Raw genomic sequence first — 19,277 nt, forward strand, 5'->3', positions numbered from 1 at the left:
GGCTCCCAACAGGGTGCTAGACTTTGGCCTATAAATCCATAGGAGATTTCTATGCTTACCAACTTGGTTGCGTCTTTGTCCTTCGTTATTGGGGCCGCCTTGACTCATAGTTCGGCTCAGGCTCAGGTACCTGTTATTAAGATCGATGGTTCTTCAACAGTTTTCCCGATCACGGAAGCAATGGCTGAAGAGTTTCAGACAGCTCAGCGTGGAAAAGTGCGTGTGACTGTTGGTATCTCTGGGACGGGTGGCGGTTTTAAAAAGTTCTGCCGTGGTGAAATCGATATCCAAGATGCGTCCCGTCCTATCCAAACTTCCGAGTTGGAAGCTTGCCGTAAAGCCGGTATCAAGTTCCTGGAGCTTCCGATTGCTTACGATGCAACGGCTGTGGTGGTGAATCCTAAAAACACGTGGATCAAGTCCATGACCGTGGCTGAGTTGAAAAAAATGTGGGAGCCTGCGGCACAAGGTAAGATCGCCAAGTGGAGCGATATCAACCCAGCATGGCCGAAAGAAGGTCTAAAGCTTTATGGTGCGGGTTCAGACTCTGGAACCTTTGACTACTTTACAGAAGCGATCGTAGGGAAGTCCAAGTCTTCTCGTGGTGACTATACAGCCAGTGAAGATGACAACACTTTGGTAACAGGGGTTTCTAACGATCTTTATGCACTTGGTTATGTTCCTTTGGCTTATTACGAAGAAAACCGCGCTAAGCTGAAAGTCGTAGCGATTGTAGGGGGCGATAAGGCCCCTAAGAAAAACGAAGCGGTGCTTCCAGGTCGTGAAACCGTTGAAAACGGCACCTACTTCCCATTGTCTCGTCCGATCTTTATCTATGTCAGTGAAAAATCCATGGCAAAGCCTGAGATCAAGGACTTCGTTAACTTCTACCTGAGCAAGTCCTTTGAGATCGTGCCGCAGGTAAAATACGTTCCACTTCCAGCCAAGGCCTATGAGACCGTTAAAGACCACGTGAAAAAGAACAAGGTCGGCACGGTCTTCGGAGGGCACTCCGAAGTGGGGCTTAAAATTGAAGAGTTGATGAAGCGCGAAGGTTCGTTGTAGTTTAACCATGTGGGTAAAAGCCAACTTAGAAAACTTTCTGAATTTACATCCGCTGACCATCCGGTTCGGCGGATGCGTCGTTTAAGGGAACGTGCCATTGAAACAGTTTTGTTTCTGGCGGCGGCCTCTTCGGTTTTGGTGACCATCGGTATCGTTGGAATTCTGGTGGTGGAAAGCCTGCCATTCTTTGAGCATGTGACCTTAAAGGAATTTTTAACCGACACGCAGTGGACGCCTCTTTTTGAAAATGCACGCTATGGGATTTTGCCTTTGCTCAGTGGGACTTTGCTTTCCACCGTGATTGCGCTTTCCGTGGCTATTCCGCTGGGGACCGTCGCAGCCGCATTTTTAAGTGAATACGTTCGTCCCAGCTGGCGCGAGGTTTTAAAACCCATGCTCGAGCTTCTGGCGGCAGTGCCGACAGTTGTGTACGGTTACTTTGCCTTGCTTTTTGTGACGCCGCTTTTACAAAAAATCATTCCTTCTTTAAGTGGCTTTAACGTGCTCAGCGCGGGGATTGTGATTGGCGTGATGATCGTGCCATATGTCAGCAGTCTCAGTGAAGATGCCATGCGCTCGGTGCCGAGTCATTTGCGTGAGGCCTCGTTTGCGGTGGGTGCATCCCGTATGCAAACGGCTTTCCGGGTTGTGATCCCGGCGGCGTTTTCGGGTATTACTTCGGCCTACGTTCTGGGGATTTCCCGTGCGTTGGGTGAAACCATGGTTGTCGCGATCGCAGCTGGAATGCAGCCCAACCTCACGATCAATCCGACAGAGCCTGCGGCAACGATCACGGCCTTTATCGTTCAAGTGAGCTTGGGGGATTTGCCTCACGGGTCTATCGGTTACCAGTCCATTTACGTTGCGGGATTAAGTCTATTGGTATTGACGTTGTGCTTTAATATCGTCGGCCTTTGGCTGCGCAAAAAGTTCCAGGAGAAAGAATAGTGGAAGCTCGTCAGGATCTTTTGGCCAATATCAAGCGCCGTCAAATGTGGGACTTTGTTTTTGCTTTGATGGGGTTGTTGGCTTTGATTTTTGCGCTGGTGACTTTGTTGGCCTTGATTGTGGATTTGGCCATCACTGGCGTTCCGCGTATCAACGCGGAGTTCTTTGTGAACTTCCCTTCGCGCTTTGCTGAAAAAGCGGGGATCTTGTCGGCATGGGTAGGGTCTTTCTGTATCATGATGACCACGGCCTTTTGTGCCATTCCGCTTGGGGTGGCTGCCGGGGTGTACTTGGAAGAATATTCCAAGAAAAACTGGATTTCTCAGATCATTGAATTGAACATCATCAATCTGGCGGGGATTCCTTCGATCACTTACGGTCTGATGGCGTTGGGTTTATTCGTGTATAAGCTGAAGCTGGGGCAGAGCATTCTGACTGCCGGTTTGACGTTGGGGTTATTGGTTCTGCCGATTATTATTGTGACCACTCGTGAAGCCATTCGTGCGATCCCGAACACCATTCGTGAGGCAAGCTATGCGATGGGGGCCAGCAAATGGCAGACCGTGCGCTATCATATTCTGCCTTATTCCTCTGGTGGTATTCTGACCGGTGTGATTATCTCCTTATCTCGCGCGATCGGGGAAACGGCTCCGCTTATCACAATTGGTGCGTTGACCTTTATTGCCTTCCTGCCAACGCCGCCGCTGGATGGGCAGTTCCCGTATTTGAACTTTAAGTGGCTCATGGATCCGTTTACTGTGATGCCGATTCAGATGTTTAACTGGTTGTCACGACCTCAGCCCGAGTTCCATGTGAACGCGGCGGCGACCGGGGTGGTTTTACTTGTGATGACTTTGATTATGAACGGTGGGGCGATCTATCTGCGCTCCCGTTTCCGTAAAAAGATGAAGTGGTAATTTATGCAGCAGTTGAATTTGCGTGCTGAAGTTAAGAATTTGATTTTCTCTTATGGCGATAAGAAGGTGCTTAACGGCATCACTTTGCCAATCTATGAAAACCGCGTGACGGCTTTGATCGGTCCGTCTGGTTGTGGGAAGACCACACTGCTTCGTTGTTTCAATCGCATGCATGATCTGTACGCCAATGCCCAGTACAACGGGGAAATTCTGCTTTATCCGGATCAAAGAAACATCCTGGGTAAAGAAATTGACCCGATGGAAGTGCGCATGCGTATCGGGATGGTTTTCCAAAAGCCAAACCCATTTCCGAAAAGTATTTACGATAATGTTGCTTACGGTCTGACAGTTCGTGGAGTGAAAAAGAAAAGCTTCATCGAAGAACAAGTCGAAAAGTCCCTGCAACAAGCCAGCCTGTGGAACGAAGTCAAAGATCGTTTGCACTCTTCTGCAACGGCTCTTTCCGGTGGTCAGCAGCAGCGTCTTTGTATTGCCAGAGCCTTGGCGACAGAGCCCGAGATCCTGCTCTTGGATGAACCGACATCAGCCTTGGATCCGATTTCCACGCGTCACATCGAAGAGCTGATTCAGGAGCTGCGCAAAGACGTGACCATTGCGATCGTCACCCACAGCTTGCACCAAGCTGCCCGTGTGTCTGACTTCACAGCCTTCATGTATCTGGGCGACTTGATCGAATTCGGAGCCAGCGATCAAATCTTCACCAATCCAAAAGATCAGCGAACAGAAAACTACATCACCGGCCGCTTCGGGTAAAACCGATTTTCCTAAAAGGTACCTGCTCACTTTTGCAGAAGCGTCGCGTTGGGGCGCATCTGCTTGCTTAGAAGATCACGTATCTGAGGCTTAGTTTGGCGTAGTAGGCGTTGCCGATATCGACTTTGTTTTTGGGGTTGAGTTCGTAGTTTTCGGCTTGGAAGAATTGGCGGTCGAAAGAATGACCCAGTTCCAAATCGGCGAATGTTGTTTTTGACAGTGGGGATTTAAATCCCACGAAGAATTTCTTTTCATCGTAAAACAATCGGTCGGCGCGGTTTTCCCGGCCGTAGGGCAAATAGGTAACTTGTGAAAAATCCAGGCCCGTGTAGGCTTGCGCGTACTCGTTTACTTTGTAGTAAACAGACCCTTTGATGATCCACGGAACCAAGGTGAAGAAGTTCATGCCCCACTTGTCGGCGAACTGCCAGTTCAAGGATGCGAACGGGGCTCCTAAAACTAGGCGGAATTCTTTGGATGGAAAATAGAACCACGCAAAACCTGGCAGGGGAATGTTGTTCAGGATCGGGCGGTTGTTGGAATAGTTTGCCAGCAACAGCCAGCTGCTTTTTTCATCGCTGGGGTATGAGTACAGGGCTGTCAGTCCCAAAGTGGAAACCGTGGGATCATAGAATGGTTTATCGCTGGCAGAACCATAGTTCATCATCACCGACCACATACGTTTTTCACTGAGTAGTTGTGTGTAGCTCGCGCCGAATTTGATGTCGTACAGCTCTGAATGACCATTCTGTGAAGGATCGACTTTAAGTTGATCGCCAGAGAAAGAAACACTGACAGACTCAGAATCCGTCTTATAGACAGGCACTGTGGCATTCAGGGTCTGATATCTCATGTTCGCACGCTCTTGCGGGAACTCTGCTTTATCGAAGAAAGTGCCGGTATAACTGAAGATTGTGCGCTGTTGCCCCGGCGGAGTCAGGCCTTGTGCCAGTTCAAAGGCGTTTGCGATCATGGGGGAGATGAAAATCAAGACAGAAGCCAAAAACTTGTTCATAGAAAATAAGCATAACGAGGTCTTTGTCAGTTCACAATGCGATTTCATTGCGGGGTCCTAACTAACTGTAGAAAACTTACTTACAGGATCTTAACTCGAGTTTTCTAAGAACCATAGCTAGCGTGGGTTATCCCTTTTAAAGCAGGTGAATCATGTTAAGCCGAGGCAGAATTATTCTCTTCGCTTTTGCGGCGGTAACGGTTCTTGGGGCGATGGCCTTTAAAGAACTGACTCCAAAGCAACAAGGCTCTTGTCTGCAGATCTTTTTTGATCCGGAGGGTGACGTGCAGGTGCAGTCTGGTCGCGGGTTTGCGACAACTCTGCAGCGGCTGCTATCGCCATACGAAGGGGTGCAAATTCATAAGTCCCCCATCGACCTGTATCAGCGGGGTATGTTGGGGCTTTGTCAGAAAACTATTTATATCGGAACTCATTTCGACCATCGCGTTCCCCGGGTATTCGTTGAAGACTTTATGAATGCCAAGGGGAGCGTTGCGTGGTTCGGTTATAATATCTGGCAGATGGGCCTGCGTCTGGAACAGGACCTGGGGCTGCGTTTTCTGCGCTCGGCACGACCTGATGCGCGGGGTTCATTTGATGAGATCGTCTATGAGGGCGGGACTTTCAAAAAAAGCCGCAGTAACCGAGATTCTGAGCAAGTCGAGCTTCTGCCTGTTGATGTTTCCAAGTTCACAACTCTGGCCGAGTCCAGAAACTCGCGAACGCGTGAGCTGGTCCCATATATCGTGCGCTCGAAAAACCGCTTCTATATCGCCGACATTCCGGAAATTGAAAGCTCTGGGGGGCACGTCAGTCTGATGCTCGCCGAAATTCTGGCGCGCTTCATGGAGGACCCCGCACACTCAAAACCCAAACCAAAGTTCATAGCCGCCACCGAATAAAAGGTGCCTGGTTGAATTTTCTGGCTACAGCGCGTCTTAGTCAGTTTTCTTGGGATTGCATTGGGATGGGCGAGTCGTTAGGCTTTAGAGATGTCATCACTTCAAACTGATAAATATTTTATTCGCGAAAGTCTGTTTAACCTGGTCGAGCTGTCTTTGTTGGCGCGTCTGTTTGAAGAGCACTGCACTCCATCGGCGTCATCTGGAAATCTTAATAAGGAATCTTTGGCGCAAACGCTGTTGAAGATGAAGGCGACAGAGGGCAAAGGGCATTTGCGAGTGGCTATCTGTGAAACCGACCCCGTTGGTTTCTTCTGGAGTCTTGACGGGAAAGTTCTGGCTCACTGGGTTCACCCGGATCATCGCAATCAAGGTGTTGAACAAAATCTTCTAGGCGGCGCTTAGATCTATTTGAATCTGTTTGTATTCCACGAGTGGCGTCTTGATCTTTCGTCCATTTTGCGTGGATTCACGAATTTTAATTGCGCCGACTTCCTCTAAGAAAAGAATGATTTTATTGAGGTTGGATACGTCCATCTTGGTGATTTTTGCCAATTCATAGACTGATTTGGGTTTGTGAATAATAATCGTCGATAGAAGCGCAATGTTTTTCGCAAATCGGTCAAAATCTTTTTTGTTATCGAATGAGATTTCAAAGTGATCCTGTTTGAGTTTTTGTTTGCGGGCAGCACTCAGGGCTGCTTTAAAATCATTTAGTGCCTCTTCGGAACTCTTAATCGAGACTACAAGTGTTTTCATAGTTTAACTCCAAGCTCGTGCAATACAGTTTGTTTGAAATCCTCAATGAGTTGATCTTCATTAGAAAAGACATAGCTAAACTCCTGCCTTCCTATGTGATAGTGCGGACCTTTCGGATGATGATTGTCGAATAAAACAAAGTGTTCGTTCGTAATATCTTTACAAATCAACCCGTACTTAATCCCATGAGGATATGTTTTGGATCGGCCGACATCATGGATTGTCATCTCGATCACAAAACGGCTCTGAACCCAAGCTTTATGATAGAAAAGCAGGCGAGCCTTCATATTGGTCTATTATTACCTATATTGGTAGTTTTGTCCATAATTTCCTCATTTGGAGCGAGATGCAAACTCAGGATCCATTTAAAGGGCGTTTAAAGTTAGGAAGACATGGTGCAGGGTTGGAAATCGGCCAAAAAGTAAGTGATTGAAAGGCTATTAGCCGTTAAAACTAATCTATGACCACCACCGAAAGCTTTTGGTACAACAAGCGCGTTTTTGTCACTCAGCCGGCCAGTTTTCTGGGGGCGTGGGTGGTGAAGGCCTTGCTTGCTCAGAAGGCGCAAGTCTTCGGTTTTGGTGAAGCTCCGGCGACTGAGGCAAATCTTTTTGATCTGGAAAATCTGGGACAGAAGATCTCGATGACTTTCGGAGATCTGCGCGACGAAGCTGCTCTTCGCGAGGCTTTGTCGTTTGCCCAGGCCGATGCCGTCATTCATTTGGGTGAAATCGGCCTTCTTAAGGATGCACAGGCTCGGGCCCTGGAAACTTTCAGTAAATCCGCGATAGGCACTGCCACGCTGATGGAGCTAATGCGTGAAACGGCCTCGGTGCGATCTGTTGTGGTTCTTAGTTCCGACAAAGTTTATGCTCGCAAGACCTCTCAGGAAGCTTACACGGAAGAAGACAGTGTTGGGGCATCGGCCGCGCTGCCGACGGCTAAGCTGTGTTCGGAGCTGATAGCCCTTTCTTATCGTCAGACTTTCTTTGCTCCAGAAAAATATAACAAACATAAAATCGCCATTGCCACAGCCCGTATGGGATCTGCGGTGGGCGGTGGGGATTTCACTGAGCAGGCATTGATTCCGCAGGCGGTGAAAGCATTTGTGAGTGGGGAAGTGTTTACACTTAAAAATCCACAGTCCTTGCGTCCGTGGATCGCAGTCCAGGATCAGGTGCTGGGACTTTTGGCTTTGGCTCATGGGCTGATTGAAAAAGGTCCCAAGCTGGCGGCAAGCTATAACTTTGGCCCTTCTGAAATGCACGCCGTCGGCGAAGTGGCGCGCATTTTAGCAGATGAATGGGGTGCAAAGGCACAACTTTCTTGGAATGAAGAAATAAAATCCAACATCTCCCGTCACGGTGAGCTAAATTCGCATCTGGCAAAGCAGGATCTGGGCTGGGAGCCACGGAGAAACCTGCAAAACACTCTAAAAGAAACCATTCAGTGGTATAAAGAATATTATTCTTCTGCGACTTCTGCTAAGTTGTAGGGATGGCCTTTTTCGGATTAACACTGCAAAAAATTTCTCATTTAGTCAGCCCCAAGGATCTTGCGACCCTGGAGCAAATGCCCGTCGCCGAGAAGGCATTTAAAATTCTGAAAGCTTTGGCGCTAGACAGTCACCGAATCCAGAAAACGGATGACGGTGGACTGGAGATGCAGTTCGTTTTTGCTGAAGAAAGTTCCCTAAAAAAATCCTATGTCAGTGTTACCGAAGATGGTGAAGGTGGGGAACTGACGTTCCACTGTGCCCAGTGTGCGGAAAGCCGCAAAGATGCTGATGATATCTGTCAGCACCAATGGGCTTCTTTGATTCTTATCTGGTGGGCTTTGTCGGTGGATCGCGGATTCTTGCGCAATCACAGCTTCCAAGTCAGTAACTTCTGCGAGGACTTTTGGGATCAGACAGAAGAAAAAAAAGCTCAGCGTGGAGAAGGTGACACCAAAGGTCTGCCCTCTGATCTGAAACTGGAATCCCTTGCCCTGTGCACGGAGCCCCTGTCACTGGATGAGTCCTTGCCACTGGAAGACTTCCTGCCAGAAGCTTCCATGCCCTATGAACTAACTCATGTGCCGGACAGCGAAGATGGTTCCACGGGCGCTGTCTGGGGGCTTCCACAAGCATTCAGAGGAAACCCGCAAAAAGAAACTGTGTACTGGGCTGACAGTAAAAATCAGCAGCAGCTTGCGGGAATTCTTCGCTATAATTTCAGCGACGGGGTCGCAGTAAGCAGCAAAGATATTCTCCGCCACGCTTATCGCGCCATTGTTCCTCGTGATCTGTTGCCAGCCCCAGCGCGCAAAGAAAGCTTTGAAGTGCTTTGGCCTTTGCTGCCAAGTGACCCGCATCGTTTTTTCAGTCGAGACCTGCTGGACATTGAAGCCGTTATGCAGGAGCTCTTAAATCGTATTATCCGCCGGGTGAATAAAGGTGATCTGAAGTTTTTTGTTCAGGACCTGAAAGACCTTGGGAAGGCGTTGCAGATCAGAAACATCTCTGTCGAAGCTGAACAGGCCTTCCAATGGCAGATTGAATTCAGTGGTGAAGAGGATGTTCGCACTTCAGCGGTGCTGCGCGCGAAGAAGCCTCAAGAGCGTTACGCTTTCTTTGATAATTTTGCCATTGATTTTGGTTTGGGCCATCTTGTGGCCTTTGGCTGGCGCAAAGAGTTTGAAGCGGTCGGGCAGTTCTATTCTCGTAAGCTGGCTACTGAAAAACCGCTGCATTTCTCGCACTTGAATGTCGAGGGTAAGACCGAGACGGCTTCCTTTATGAAGTTCCTGCGCAGTCGCGCGCTGCCGGTCAAAGTTGAAGGTGGCAGTCACGATGTGGGTGCCATTGGTAGCGTTTTGAATCTGCACCATCAGGACGATGCGGGCTTTGTGATTGAAAAAGTATTCAGTCTTTCCGAAACCCAAAACGTTTCCCAAAATGGTTTTAGTACTCCGGTGGTCATGATCTTACGCACGTTGCATGAAGGTTTGGGCTTTTTATTGCAAAGTGAAGTGAAGACACTGGCTTCAACCAGTTTCAAAAAACGCGAATGGGATTTGAAACTGCTAAAACATCTGGGGGCTTTGCAGTACCTGACGCTGGAAGCACTCAGTCTGCATTTTGACCGACAGCTGACGGACGGTACGACCTGCAGTCCGCAGAATTTATTGAAAATGGTGTCTCCAAAAATTCATTCTCTTGTTGTGACTGGTGACGGGGTCAGCTTGGATAAAGCCCAGCCGTTGGATGAATTGTGTTCGAAAAGCACGTTGAGTGTTTTTGAAGATTATGTCGCAAAGATTATGAAAATGCTTTCCGAGAGAGAAGCCGTGTACAGCCCTAAGGGCGAGTACTTGTTCTCGGGCTCGGTCGAGCGTGAGTTCCGTGTCGTGTATGAGATTCTGAAATACATGGCTCTTTCCACCCAAGGGTCTGCCTTTAAACGGGCACGTACGGGACTGCTTACCAAGATTTGGGATGGTAAGGTTGAAGAAGATCCGCTGTTGGAAAAAGGTCACTTCTTTATGCCAAGTTGGGGTAAAGAAGATGTCACACCCACGCAGTCCCTGGGGCTTTTGCAGCCATTGATGGATCATGGAATTCGTCTGTATGTGCGTGGCCAGCGTTTGGAAGAGCTGACAAAGGATGAATTCGTAGTCGATTTCCAGATCGTCAGTAAGCTTGATGAAGGCATGCTAAATTGGTTTGAGCTCAATCCGCGTTTCTTCCTGCAAGGGCAAGAAATTGACTCCAAACAGCTAAAGAGTCTTGGCGGCGGCGGGGTGATTGAATACGACGGCAGGTTCTATCTGGTGCCTCGCACAGAGATTCCGTCATTGCGTCGCTTGGAAGGCTTCTGGAATAAGCTGCAAAAAGGCAAGCGTGAATCCAGCAAGAAGCCGTGGTCGGATAAGTACTATCAGCTTCCCAAACATCAGGCTTTGGAGCTTTTAGCCTTACGTGCGTCGGGATATAAATTCCGCGGCGATGACGAGTGGAAAAAGATTTGCACTTTCTATGACAACCTAGGCACGCGCACCGATCTTGTGAAGGTTCCTGAAACCGTGAAAGCCGATCTAAAAATATATCAGCACGAAGGCTTCCAATGGCTTTTGGATCTCTACACCTTGCGGATGGGGGCTTTGCTAGCTGATGATATGGGTTTGGGTAAGACCCTGCAGGCTCTTTGTTTCCTGGAATACCTGCGCACGCAAAATCAATTGGGCCAGGTGTTGATCGTGGTGCCTTCAAGCCTGGTGTACAATTGGGAAAGTGAAGTGGCGAAGTTCACGCCAAATCTGCCATTTGAAATCTTCACCAGCAAGGACCATGAGCGCATTGGCAAACGCCTTGAAGCCAAGGAGCCTTTGGTGGTTGTGACCACCTATGGTCTTTTGATGGAAAATGGCGAATTCTTAAGTCAGTACAACTGGAACGTTTTGATTTTCGACGAAGCTCAGAATCTGAAAAATATTTCCGCCAAACGTACCAGCTCGGCTCGTATGCTGAATGCCCGATTCAAACTTTGCCTGACCGGGACCCCGATGGAAAATCACTATGGTGAGTTCTATTCTTTGTTAGACTTGGTAGTGCCGGGAAGCCTGGGCAAATACGATGATTTCCGTCGTCAGTTCGTGAATACAGACGTTGTTCTTTTGGAAGATGTCGAGGATCTGAAGCTTAAAACAAAGCCTTTGATTTTGCGCAGATCCAAAAAAGAAATTCTGAATCAACTTCCTGAAAAACAGGAAACCAAGGTCAGCATTGCCTTTGAAGAAAAACAGAAAAAAATCTATCGCGATATCGCTATTGCCTACAATGAACGCATTCAAAGCTCCATCAAGGAAGTTGGTGAAAATCAGTCCCAGCTTCAGATGTTGACGGCATTGTTGCGTCTTCGTCAGGCGTGTTCGGATCCAGGGGCTTTACCGGACGTAAAGTACGACAAAACTCCGCCGAAGCTGGAAGCTTTGTTGGACTCCCTGCAAGAAATCATCGAATCCGGCGAAAGTGCTTTGGTCTTTACCCAGTTCCTACAGACACTGGAAAGAACAGAGAAGCTTCTGCGTGCCGTGGGAATTCCGGTCTTTGTTCTGCATGGAGCAATCCCAACCAAACAACGCCAAAAGATTCTGAAAGACTTTAATGAAACCCCGGGTGGGGCTGTTTTGGTGATGACACTCAAGACGGGTGGTGTGGGTCTGAATTTGACCAAAGCCAGCTACGTCTTCCATCTGGAACCGTGGTGGAACCCATCCGTGGAGAATCAAGCCACGGACCGAGCGCATCGTTTGGGACAACGTAAGGCCGTTCAGGTCTTCCGCTATATCATGCACGAATCTTTAGAGGAAAAAATGGAGCTTCTAAAAGAGCGCAAGAACCGTAAGTTCCAGTCGCTATTCTCGGAAACGGCAACTACGGCAGATCTGGATTCCAGCGGCAGTGCTCTCAGCAAAGAGGACTTTGATTTCCTGTTGGGGCTTAAATAAAGAGCTGTTAGCGGCAGACTGGGCTCTGGGCTCCTAAAAGGTTCCCGGTTCTTTTTTAGGCCTACAGTGCGTTACAAAAAGGTACGGCGTACCTTTGGGCGCCTTGTAGAGTTAAGTTCTTGATACTACACGGAAATTGTAGCTTTCTTGGTGCTTTTCAATTAAATATGACCATGCTATAATGACCATAGTTATTTGGAGGCCACTTTGACTCAAAAATATCCAGCAGGAAAATTTAAAGCAGAATGCCTTATGCTGATGGATCGTGTGAAGAAATACGGTCAGGCTGTGACTATTACCAAGCATGGTAAGCCAGTTGCGAAGCTTGTTCCTGCTGATGCCGACGTGGACATTTCCGAGCTGGAGAGTCCATTTGGTATTATGGCAGGTACTGGAGAGATCAAAGGCGATATCGTTGGTTCTCTGAATGAAAAATGGGATGCTGATGAAAAATAGTTCTCTTCTATTGGATACGCATGCTTGGATATGGGTGTGTCTAGGCCATGATAAAATGGCTAAGTCCACGACGAGAAAAGCGATTGAAAAGGCCTTTCGCGAGCATCGTTTGGCGGTCTCTGCTATTTCTCTTTGGGAAGTGGCGATGCTTGAGGCAAAAGGGCGTTTGGCTTTGGCGGAGCCTTGTCAGGATTGGCTTGAGCAAGCTGTTGCAAAGATGCAAATTGAGGTCGTGCCGCTTTCCATTGATATAGCAGTCGAATCAAGTCGGCTTCCAAGGGGATTTCATGGAGACCCCGCAGATCGCCTCATAGTCGCAACAGCGCGAAAAAACCGATACACCTTGGTCACTCAAGACAGTCTTATCCTGTCCTATGGAAAGCAGGGGTTGGTAAATACAGTTGCCTGTTACTAAATATGGGCAGTCGTGAAGCATCTACCTGTATAAAATCCTGACAGTTTATAGTCTTCATATTTTCCGTTATAACCAAGCGGTCTAATCTATTTTCCGGTTATATAAGGACGCTTTATGAGACTTTATACATCCTTGGTTTTATCGGGTTTTCTAGCGCTGTCGGCCTGTGCTTTTAAGAAGGACGACGGGGAAAAAACCAAAGCTGCTGCGGATCCGGCTCCGGCGACTGACGTTGTCGAGCAGATCAAGTCAGAACGAGCTAAAGAAGCGTTCAATGGACAGCTAAACGATGAAAACGTTCAGGTATCGTTTAAAGAAGCTGAGATGGGACGTTATCAGCTAACGATCGCATGGCCGACAGGTATTTCAAGCGTAATGCTGGTTATGAATGGGAAGAAGGCGATTATAGCTGACGCAAGCTCAACAACTGCAGTTGTTGAGCAAGGAGCCGAGCTGGACATTGAGCTTACGGCAATGGACTCACTAGGCGCGCCGATGTCTGTTTATACTGTTACTCGCAAGGCTCCGGTAGATATTATCTTATCGGAACCATACTATTTAAGAGAAGATACCAATTTATCTGCTAATAGACTTTACCTTTTGTCCGGCGGGTACATTCTTACTAACGGGCGACACTTGAATATTTCCGTAAATAAAATGTATGTTGAAGAGGCTCAAAATAAGGCCTTCAACCTGTTTCCTTCCTACGCCAAAATCCGCACACAAAACGCTCAAAACATTGGAAGCAATAATTTCGAAATCCGCAATTCCAGTATTTCCATCACCGCCAAAAAAGCCGTGGGTACATTGAGTGTTGCCATGGTTGGTTTCAACGGCCGGAACGGGAAAAGCGGCGAGGAACTCGAAAGGCAGGGAAACATCTCTCGCCAAAGAGATTCCAAGCTTGATGGAGCTAATGGTTTAGATGAAGCAACCAGACGAAGCCCAAGGACTCCAGATAGCCCTGCGCAACCTATTTGCACGCGAGCAGCAGGCAATGGCCAGGACGGTGCCCAAGGGGCCCCAGGTATCAATGGTGAAAATGGACAACCAGGCGGTGATACCGGCAATCTACTTGTGACTATCGATGATTTCAGTGAATTCTCACTCGAGGTGGGAACCCAAGTCGGCCACGGTGGCAAAGGAGCCTCAGGCTCCCCGGGCCACGAAGGCGGCAATGGCGGCGCACCAGGGAAAACATTGGGTGTTTGTGCTCAAGTTCCAACAGCGGGTAAAAAAGGCCCTAAAGGTGCAGATGGGACCAACGGAGTCGATGGCCAGAGTGGTAAAGTTGGCACCATTTCCTCTAACGTGTCTAAGCAAAATATTTTTGACCTTAACGTGAAGCAAAACCCTTAAAGGTACTGCGTGCCCTTATTAAGGTAACAGGATTTCCTTTGCGAAATTCCTGAATGTATCTAAGTGGTCGTTGGCAACTTTAGCAACGATGTCCCAATCGATTTTCGAATATTCGTGAACCAGAAGGTTGCGCAGCCCAACAGACTTTACCAAGGCTTGAGCGACCTCCGGAGAGATCTTTTTTTCCTCTGCGAGAAGTATGAAGGACTCAGCCATCGTCGTAGGTGTTCGTCCGCCACTTTCAGCCAGAAGGTGCGAAGCTAAATCCACACAAATCTGAACAGCCCTTTCAAGATTGATAGAGATGATATCTTGAAGATCAAAGTCTTTACGAAGGTCATCCGCAACAAAAGGCTTTTTACTCTCGATTCGTTCAATACAGTTTCTCAGAGATTCAATTTTTTGATGGAGGACTTCTATGGTCATGACTTAAGAAACCTCTCTCTTTTAGCTTTCAACATACGCTGATAGTATGGTTGGAAGTCTGCTTGGTCAAAAAGCATTCTTTTCATGATTTGAGCATAAACGGCTGTTTCCTTGTGCACCCATTTTGCCGTATGTAAAGATTCTTTAAGGATGACCCCGTTGACCGTATGGAGATCCAAGAGATCAATTTCTTTTCTTAATAAAAGTGTGAGCTCGTTGATGTACTGGATTTTCTTTTCAGTGCTCAGTGGGCGATCTTCCGCAAGGCAGATGTCAACATCGCTGTCAGAACGAGGATGGCCTTTGGCGTAGGAACCAAAATAACCAAGGACAGCCACACTCGGGTGCTTTTGGAGAAAGGTTTGTAATGCTGTTTCAAGATCACCGGTTTGTAGAGGCATACCAAATCATACGAAATCCCCTTCTGAAAAGGTACCTGCTTACTTTTGCAGAAGCGCCGCATCACAAGGAAGGTGTCTACCTTCTTTACCGGAACAGCTCTTCCTGTGATTCCTTAATGTAGCTTAAGCCTTCTTCGTACATCTTCTCGCCTTGAGAAGGGCAAGGAAGTGGGTGGGCAAAGCTCATGTCATTCTTCCAGTTAAAGCATTTCTTTTCGCCCGGGATACGGATATTGAAAACGACACTCCAGTCGCCATCAAACCACGCCGACTGGCCCAAATGAAAGACGCTGGCTCCGGAACTAAAGTCATTCGGACGCAATAAAGAGCGGCCGATAAAATCCGGAGCTTTGCTGCCCGTGAGATCCGCCAACGTCGCAGCGACATCGACTTGAGAATAGGCTCCCGGCAACAATCTGTGCTCTACCGGCGAGGCCCCTTTTTTCGCAACCGAATGATACTTCATTAAAAACGGAATAGAGTAGTGTTCAAAGATACTGGCACCGCCGTAAGTGGTGTGATCCGCGACCAAGACCAGAACCCAGTCTTTTTTCCATTTTCTTTTCAGAAGCTTTTCATAGAACCCTTGAAGTTCGTGATCCGCCCAGTAACGAGTGGTTTTGTAGCGTTTGCGATCGGCTTTGGCGGGCAGACGATCATCGTGAGTGGAGTTGGTGTTGACTCCAATCAGCATGGGCTCGGGCAATTCATTCATTTTGCTTTCGACAAAGCTATAAAGACTTTCATCGAAGACGCCCCAGGCGTTCTGTTCCAAAGATTCGACATTGGGAATTTCGCGCTTGCCATAAGAATTCTGGAAGCCACTTTTTAGAACGAGCAATGCTGTCCCACTGGTGAACTGATCAGACCCCTGGAAGAACGCAGAACTGTAACCCTTTTCTGTCAGCAGGCGAGGCAGGCAGGTGAAATCCTTACTCTCAATTTCAGAAAACATAATGCTTTTTCCCAGTGGGTTGGGAAGACTGCACAGGGAAGCAAAAAGCCCCTCGGTGGTGCGGTGACCCCCGGCCAGGAAAAGTTCCGTACTTAAGGACTCTTTACGAAGTTTGTTGAAGAAGGGAAGGACCTCTGTACCTTCTTCGTCGATTTTGCCAACATCGGTGCCCCACCAGCTTTCCAGGAAAACGATCACAACATTGCCGTCGAATTTACCAATGGGCTGGTTGATGCCGCGTTTGTCGCGCCAGTTTTTGTAAACTTGTGCGGTGTTGATGTGGTCTGAAGACTGGATGACTTCCTTGCTGCTTTTTTTGCCGCCAAGTGCTGCCCAGACAATGCCGTAGGCTCCGTTCAAAGCGACGACGGCTCCTTGGGGGCCTCCACCAGCGCGATAAGCCCAGGATACATCCTGAGGAATACCTTCAAATCCGCGGAAGCCGATGACGGCGATCATAGCCACCATCAGCATGGCGAACAGACGTCCGACAATCCCGCTTTGAGGTTTGTAAGTCGGGGTTAGCCACAGATTCAGAAACGAAGTTGAAAGCAGGGATATCAGCACCGCCAGCCAATAACGGCCGACAAGATTCAGCATCGAGCCTTCAACGGTGAACAGGGAATAGACTTCGTAAGACAGATGGCGCCCGGTCTCGCGGGCATAAAGGCTGTCAGTCACGATAAAGACGATATAGGTCCACAGCAGCAGGAAGTTCCAGCGCTTGGTGGCTTTCGGCGAAAGCTTAAATAACAGAATCAGCCAATACAGCAGCAGATAAACCACAGAGCCGATAGCCAGGTCGAAATGCCATCCATACAGGAAGGCCCCGAAGGTTTCCGAGATTTTGGAAAGCTCCGTGAACTGCCAGATGTTTAAATAAAAGGCGACAAAGGCACGAAAGCACATGCCCAACAAAGTAATGCGGAAAAGAAAGCCGAAAGAAGACAGAAGAAAGCGCATCTCTTGGTGGTATCACCAAAATGCGTCCTCTTATATTTTCGAAGCTGCGCGTTAAGAGGTTTTTCGTATTTGGACACTCATTTTGAGGCCAGCTTTACGGAGTGAATCTTGAATAGAGCACTCAACAGCTAAGACTTCAGAAAGGCCGCATTTTTTTGCGATTTTTGCGGCAAGTTCGATGCTTACTTGTTGTCGGCCTTTTTCGATATCGCAAAGAGTGCTTTTGGAAATATCCAGAAGTTGTGCCATCTCAGTTTGCGAGAGGTCCTTCATGGTGCGCGCCGATCTTAGGAAACCACCAAAAGAGATGGGCCCAAGGTCTTTTTCAAGAAGCTTTGTTAGATTTTTAGTACTCATGGTTACTCACCTCAATGACTGTGATTTCTATTCCTGATTCCGACTCCATATAGATTGCTCGATAGGAGCGATTCAGCCTAATGGACCGTTGCCCTTTGCGGGGACCTTTTAGTGGTTCGTCATGGTACCCGGGCAGTCTTCGAGTGTGATGCAGCCCTACCAGTTGTACGGACTCCGCCCAATATTGCAGGGCTTCTTTTATATAATTTGGAACCTTCTTGAGCTGCTTTTCCGCAAACTTGGATATGCGTACTTTTACTCGTGCTTCCATCGAAGTCTTTCTGTACGGTATTTTACCGTACTTTTGTGGGATTGTCAATGTTTGTCGGAGGTTTGCAAAATGAGCCACAACTCAAGCGGTCTGCTGAAGCCAGTAGGTTGGCTAAAGGAGCCCATGCTCGGACAGTAGCCTTGCGCGCGGCACAATAGCATTGCTTCCTTCATGACGGCCACTGGACTAAATGCTAGGGTTTCTCTTTAAAGTTAACTTATTGAGAAGCTTGATCTTTTATGAAGTCGTTCGGTCCTTTTTTGGATAGTAAGTACAAGTGGAGCCTGCTGGCGATTGATGTCCTGTTTTTTGCGGTGATTGCAACCGTGGTCAGCCATCTTCGTTTGGGGGCCAATGTTCAAGATATCTTGCTTCAGCCTCAACTTTTGTTCCTGGGTTTTATCACAGTTCTAAGTTTGTACATTTTCGGTGGCTACGATTTGGATCAGGGGCTTTCACGCTTTGCTGTGATCTTCAGGCAATTTGCGGCCATGCTGGTTTCCGCAGTGATCATTGTTCTTGTGAATTATTTGTTCTCGATTGATCGTGCGGGACTTTTTGGTCGTGGTATTTTGCTGGGAACCATCTTGGGATTCTTCTTTGGCTCTATGGCTTACCGAACAATGGTTCTGGGAATGTTGGATTCCGTTCGCAGTAAATTCAGCTGGCTTGTTTTGATTGATGAAAAGGACAAGGCCTTTTTTGAAGGCGATCGGGAACGTTTGGGCTTTCAAGGTCAGATTCAGTTTTTTAATCCGGTGAAGTCTTCTCTTGCCGAGTTGGATGCACAGTTAAATAAACTCTGGTCCGGCGTTGTGGTGGGAGTGCGTTCTTCTCAAGTCAGTTCGGATGTCCTGCAGATTTTGATGCAAGCGAAGTTTTCCGGACACGGAGTCATGGATCTCGGCCGATTCTATGAAAAGCACTGGTTGAAAGTGCCCGTATATTTCCTTGATCCCGAATGGTTTATTTCTTCTGAAGGTTTTGAGTCTATCAGTCATCCTGTAGCACTCAGAGTAAAGCGTATCTTCGATATTATTCTATCCATAGTGATCTTTGTCCCAGCGCTGCCATTGATGCTTTTAACGGCCGTGCTTGTAAAGCTGGAAAGCCCAGGGCCGGTGATCTACAAGCAAATCCGCACGGGAAAAAATGGTCATTTGTTTTCGATCTATAAGTTCCGTTCCATGCGATCGGATGCTGAAAAGGACGGGGCGAAGTGGGCCCAGAAAAATGATTCCCGCATCACGCGTGTTGGTAAGTTCATTCGCTTAACTCGCCTGGATGAGCTTCCTCAACTATGGAACGTGCTTAAGGGTGATATGAGCTTTGTGGGGCCAAGGCCCGAACGTCCAGAGTTTAATGAAATGCTGGCTAAAGAAATTCCATTCTATAATCTACGCCACATGATGCAGCCAGGCCTGACGGGATGGGCGCAAGTGCTTTACCCCTATGGGGCGAGTGTCGATGATTCCCGAGAGAAGCTTCAATACGAGCTTTACTATGCCAAGCACTATAATCTGATGATGGATTTGATCATCTTCCTTAAAACAATTCGCGTGGTTCTGTTCGGGCGGGGGCGGTAGCTGTGTTGGAGGCTGTGATAAGGACGGTCGACCTATTTTTCCACCTCAGGGGCTTGAGGAAAATCAAATAGATAAGATCCAACAGGAGTTATTGGCGTATTGCCATCAAATCCAGCCAGCCTACTTTCCTGCATTGAGTGTGTAAACTTATGCTGATCGCAAACTCATTGTTTTGTGGGCTTTTGGCGGACAGGATCGCCCCTATAAAGCTCCGCATG

The 19,277-nt window shown here is 48.0% G+C and carries 20 protein-coding genes; 13 read left to right on the forward strand and 7 right to left on the reverse strand.

Annotated features, from left to right (window positions below; all coding sequences use genetic code 11):
• The first annotated feature begins 51 nt into the window (after positions 1-51).
• The 4 genes from ACES2G_RS07215 (at position 52) to pstB (ending at position 3,704) form a co-directional block, all read left to right on the forward strand.
• Positions 52-1,065 carry a PstS family phosphate ABC transporter substrate-binding protein gene (locus ACES2G_RS07215; protein ID WP_374001679.1) on the forward strand — a complete coding sequence of 338 codons (1,014 nt, stop codon included), beginning with the start codon at positions 52-54 and terminating at the stop codon, positions 1,063-1,065.
• Between the two features lie 72 nt (positions 1,066-1,137).
• On the forward strand, positions 1,138-2,013 hold the full coding sequence (gene pstC / locus ACES2G_RS07220) for a phosphate ABC transporter permease subunit PstC (RefSeq protein ID WP_347359093.1): 876 nt from the start codon (positions 1,138-1,140) through the stop codon (positions 2,011-2,013).
• A gap of 44 nt (positions 2,014-2,057) precedes the next feature.
• Entirely contained in the window at positions 2,058-2,930 is an 873-nt protein-coding gene (gene pstA / locus ACES2G_RS07225; protein WP_347359098.1) for a phosphate ABC transporter permease PstA, read from the forward strand.
• 3 nt (positions 2,931-2,933) lie between these two features.
• Entirely contained in the window at positions 2,934-3,704 is a 771-nt protein-coding gene (pstB, locus tag ACES2G_RS07230) for a phosphate ABC transporter ATP-binding protein PstB (protein WP_347359094.1), read from the forward strand.
• A gap of 67 nt (positions 3,705-3,771) precedes the next feature.
• Here the strand turns inward: pstB and ACES2G_RS07235 are convergent, their stop codons facing one another.
• On the reverse strand, positions 3,772-4,719 hold the full coding sequence (locus ACES2G_RS07235; RefSeq protein ID WP_374001680.1) for a hypothetical protein: 948 nt from the start codon (positions 4,717-4,719) through the stop codon (positions 3,772-3,774).
• A gap of 152 nt (positions 4,720-4,871) precedes the next feature.
• Here ACES2G_RS07235 and ACES2G_RS07240 point away from each other — a divergent pair, with 152 nt between their 5' ends.
• Together ACES2G_RS07240 and ACES2G_RS07245 are read left to right on the forward strand one after the other, a co-directional pair.
• The gene (locus tag ACES2G_RS07240; protein ID WP_374001681.1) at positions 4,872-5,621 is read left to right on the forward strand and encodes a hypothetical protein; all 750 of its coding nucleotides are present in this window, start codon (positions 4,872-4,874) and stop codon (positions 5,619-5,621) included.
• A gap of 90 nt (positions 5,622-5,711) precedes the next feature.
• Positions 5,712-6,026: a hypothetical protein gene (locus ACES2G_RS07245; protein WP_347359199.1), complete on the forward strand. Its 315-nt coding sequence runs from the start codon at positions 5,712-5,714 to the stop codon at positions 6,024-6,026.
• Here the strand turns inward: ACES2G_RS07245 and ACES2G_RS07250 are convergent.
• Positions 6,012-6,380, reverse strand: coding sequence for a hypothetical protein (locus ACES2G_RS07250; protein WP_374001682.1), 369 nt, complete (start codon positions 6,378-6,380; stop codon positions 6,012-6,014). The two genes, ACES2G_RS07245 and ACES2G_RS07250, sit on opposite strands and share 15 nt — an antisense overlap.
• 193 nt (positions 6,381-6,573) lie before the next feature.
• Here ACES2G_RS07250 and ACES2G_RS07255 point away from each other — a divergent pair, with 193 nt between their 5' ends.
• The 6 genes from ACES2G_RS07255 (at position 6,574) to ACES2G_RS07280 (ending at position 14,100) form a co-directional block, all read left to right on the forward strand.
• Positions 6,574-6,813, forward strand: a complete 240-nt coding sequence (locus ACES2G_RS07255; protein WP_374001683.1) for a hypothetical protein — start codon at positions 6,574-6,576, stop codon at positions 6,811-6,813.
• Positions 6,814-6,840: 27 nt separating this feature from the next.
• Positions 6,841-7,875 (forward strand): NAD-dependent epimerase/dehydratase family protein, encoded by a 1,035-nt coding sequence (locus ACES2G_RS07260; RefSeq protein WP_347359201.1) that lies wholly within the window; start codon positions 6,841-6,843, stop codon positions 7,873-7,875.
• Positions 7,876-7,877: 2 nt separating this feature from the next.
• Positions 7,878-11,870 carry a DEAD/DEAH box helicase gene (locus ACES2G_RS07265; RefSeq protein ID WP_374001684.1) on the forward strand — a complete coding sequence of 1,331 codons (3,993 nt, stop codon included), beginning with the start codon at positions 7,878-7,880 and terminating at the stop codon, positions 11,868-11,870.
• A 207-nt stretch (positions 11,871-12,077) separates the two neighbouring features.
• On the forward strand, positions 12,078-12,326 hold the full coding sequence (locus ACES2G_RS07270) for a type II toxin-antitoxin system prevent-host-death family antitoxin (RefSeq protein WP_347359203.1): 249 nt from the start codon (positions 12,078-12,080) through the stop codon (positions 12,324-12,326).
• Entirely contained in the window at positions 12,316-12,741 is a 426-nt protein-coding gene (locus ACES2G_RS07275) for a type II toxin-antitoxin system VapC family toxin (protein ID WP_374001685.1), read from the forward strand. Before ACES2G_RS07270 ends, ACES2G_RS07275 begins: the two co-directional genes overlap by 11 nt.
• A gap of 114 nt (positions 12,742-12,855) precedes the next feature.
• Positions 12,856-14,100, forward strand: a complete 1,245-nt coding sequence (locus ACES2G_RS07280) for a hypothetical protein (protein ID WP_347359205.1) — start codon at positions 12,856-12,858, stop codon at positions 14,098-14,100.
• Positions 14,101-14,118: 18 nt separating this feature from the next.
• Here the strand turns inward: ACES2G_RS07280 and ACES2G_RS07285 are convergent, their stop codons facing one another.
• From ACES2G_RS07285 to ACES2G_RS07305, 5 genes are all read right to left on the reverse strand, one after another.
• Positions 14,119-14,526: a DUF86 domain-containing protein gene (locus ACES2G_RS07285; protein WP_347359206.1), complete on the reverse strand. Its 408-nt coding sequence runs from the start codon at positions 14,524-14,526 to the stop codon at positions 14,119-14,121.
• Positions 14,523-14,927, reverse strand: coding sequence for a nucleotidyltransferase domain-containing protein (locus ACES2G_RS07290; protein WP_347359207.1), 405 nt, complete (start codon positions 14,925-14,927; stop codon positions 14,523-14,525). Before ACES2G_RS07290 ends, ACES2G_RS07285 begins: the two co-directional genes overlap by 4 nt.
• Positions 14,928-15,012: 85 nt before the next feature.
• The gene (locus tag ACES2G_RS07295) at positions 15,013-16,845 is read right to left on the reverse strand and encodes an LTA synthase family protein (protein ID WP_374001686.1); all 1,833 of its coding nucleotides are present in this window, start codon (positions 16,843-16,845) and stop codon (positions 15,013-15,015) included.
• A 51-nt stretch (positions 16,846-16,896) separates the two neighbouring features.
• Positions 16,897-17,202 (reverse strand): helix-turn-helix transcriptional regulator, encoded by a 306-nt coding sequence (locus ACES2G_RS07300; RefSeq protein WP_374001687.1) that lies wholly within the window; start codon positions 17,200-17,202, stop codon positions 16,897-16,899.
• Positions 17,192-17,473: a type II toxin-antitoxin system mRNA interferase toxin, RelE/StbE family gene (locus ACES2G_RS07305; protein WP_347359210.1), complete on the reverse strand. Its 282-nt coding sequence runs from the start codon at positions 17,471-17,473 to the stop codon at positions 17,192-17,194. Before ACES2G_RS07305 ends, ACES2G_RS07300 begins: the two co-directional genes overlap by 11 nt.
• A 239-nt stretch (positions 17,474-17,712) precedes the next feature.
• Here ACES2G_RS07305 and ACES2G_RS07310 point away from each other — a divergent pair, with 239 nt between their 5' ends.
• A complete protein-coding gene (locus ACES2G_RS07310) occupies positions 17,713-19,059 on the forward strand; it encodes an exopolysaccharide biosynthesis polyprenyl glycosylphosphotransferase (RefSeq protein ID WP_347359211.1) in 1,347 nt (448 codons plus the stop codon).
• Positions 19,060-19,277: the final 218 nt, after the last annotated feature.

The sequence above is a fragment of the Bdellovibrio bacteriovorus genome, from assembly GCF_041888015.1.
Taxonomy (GTDB): domain Bacteria; phylum Bdellovibrionota; class Bdellovibrionia; order Bdellovibrionales; family Bdellovibrionaceae; genus Bdellovibrio.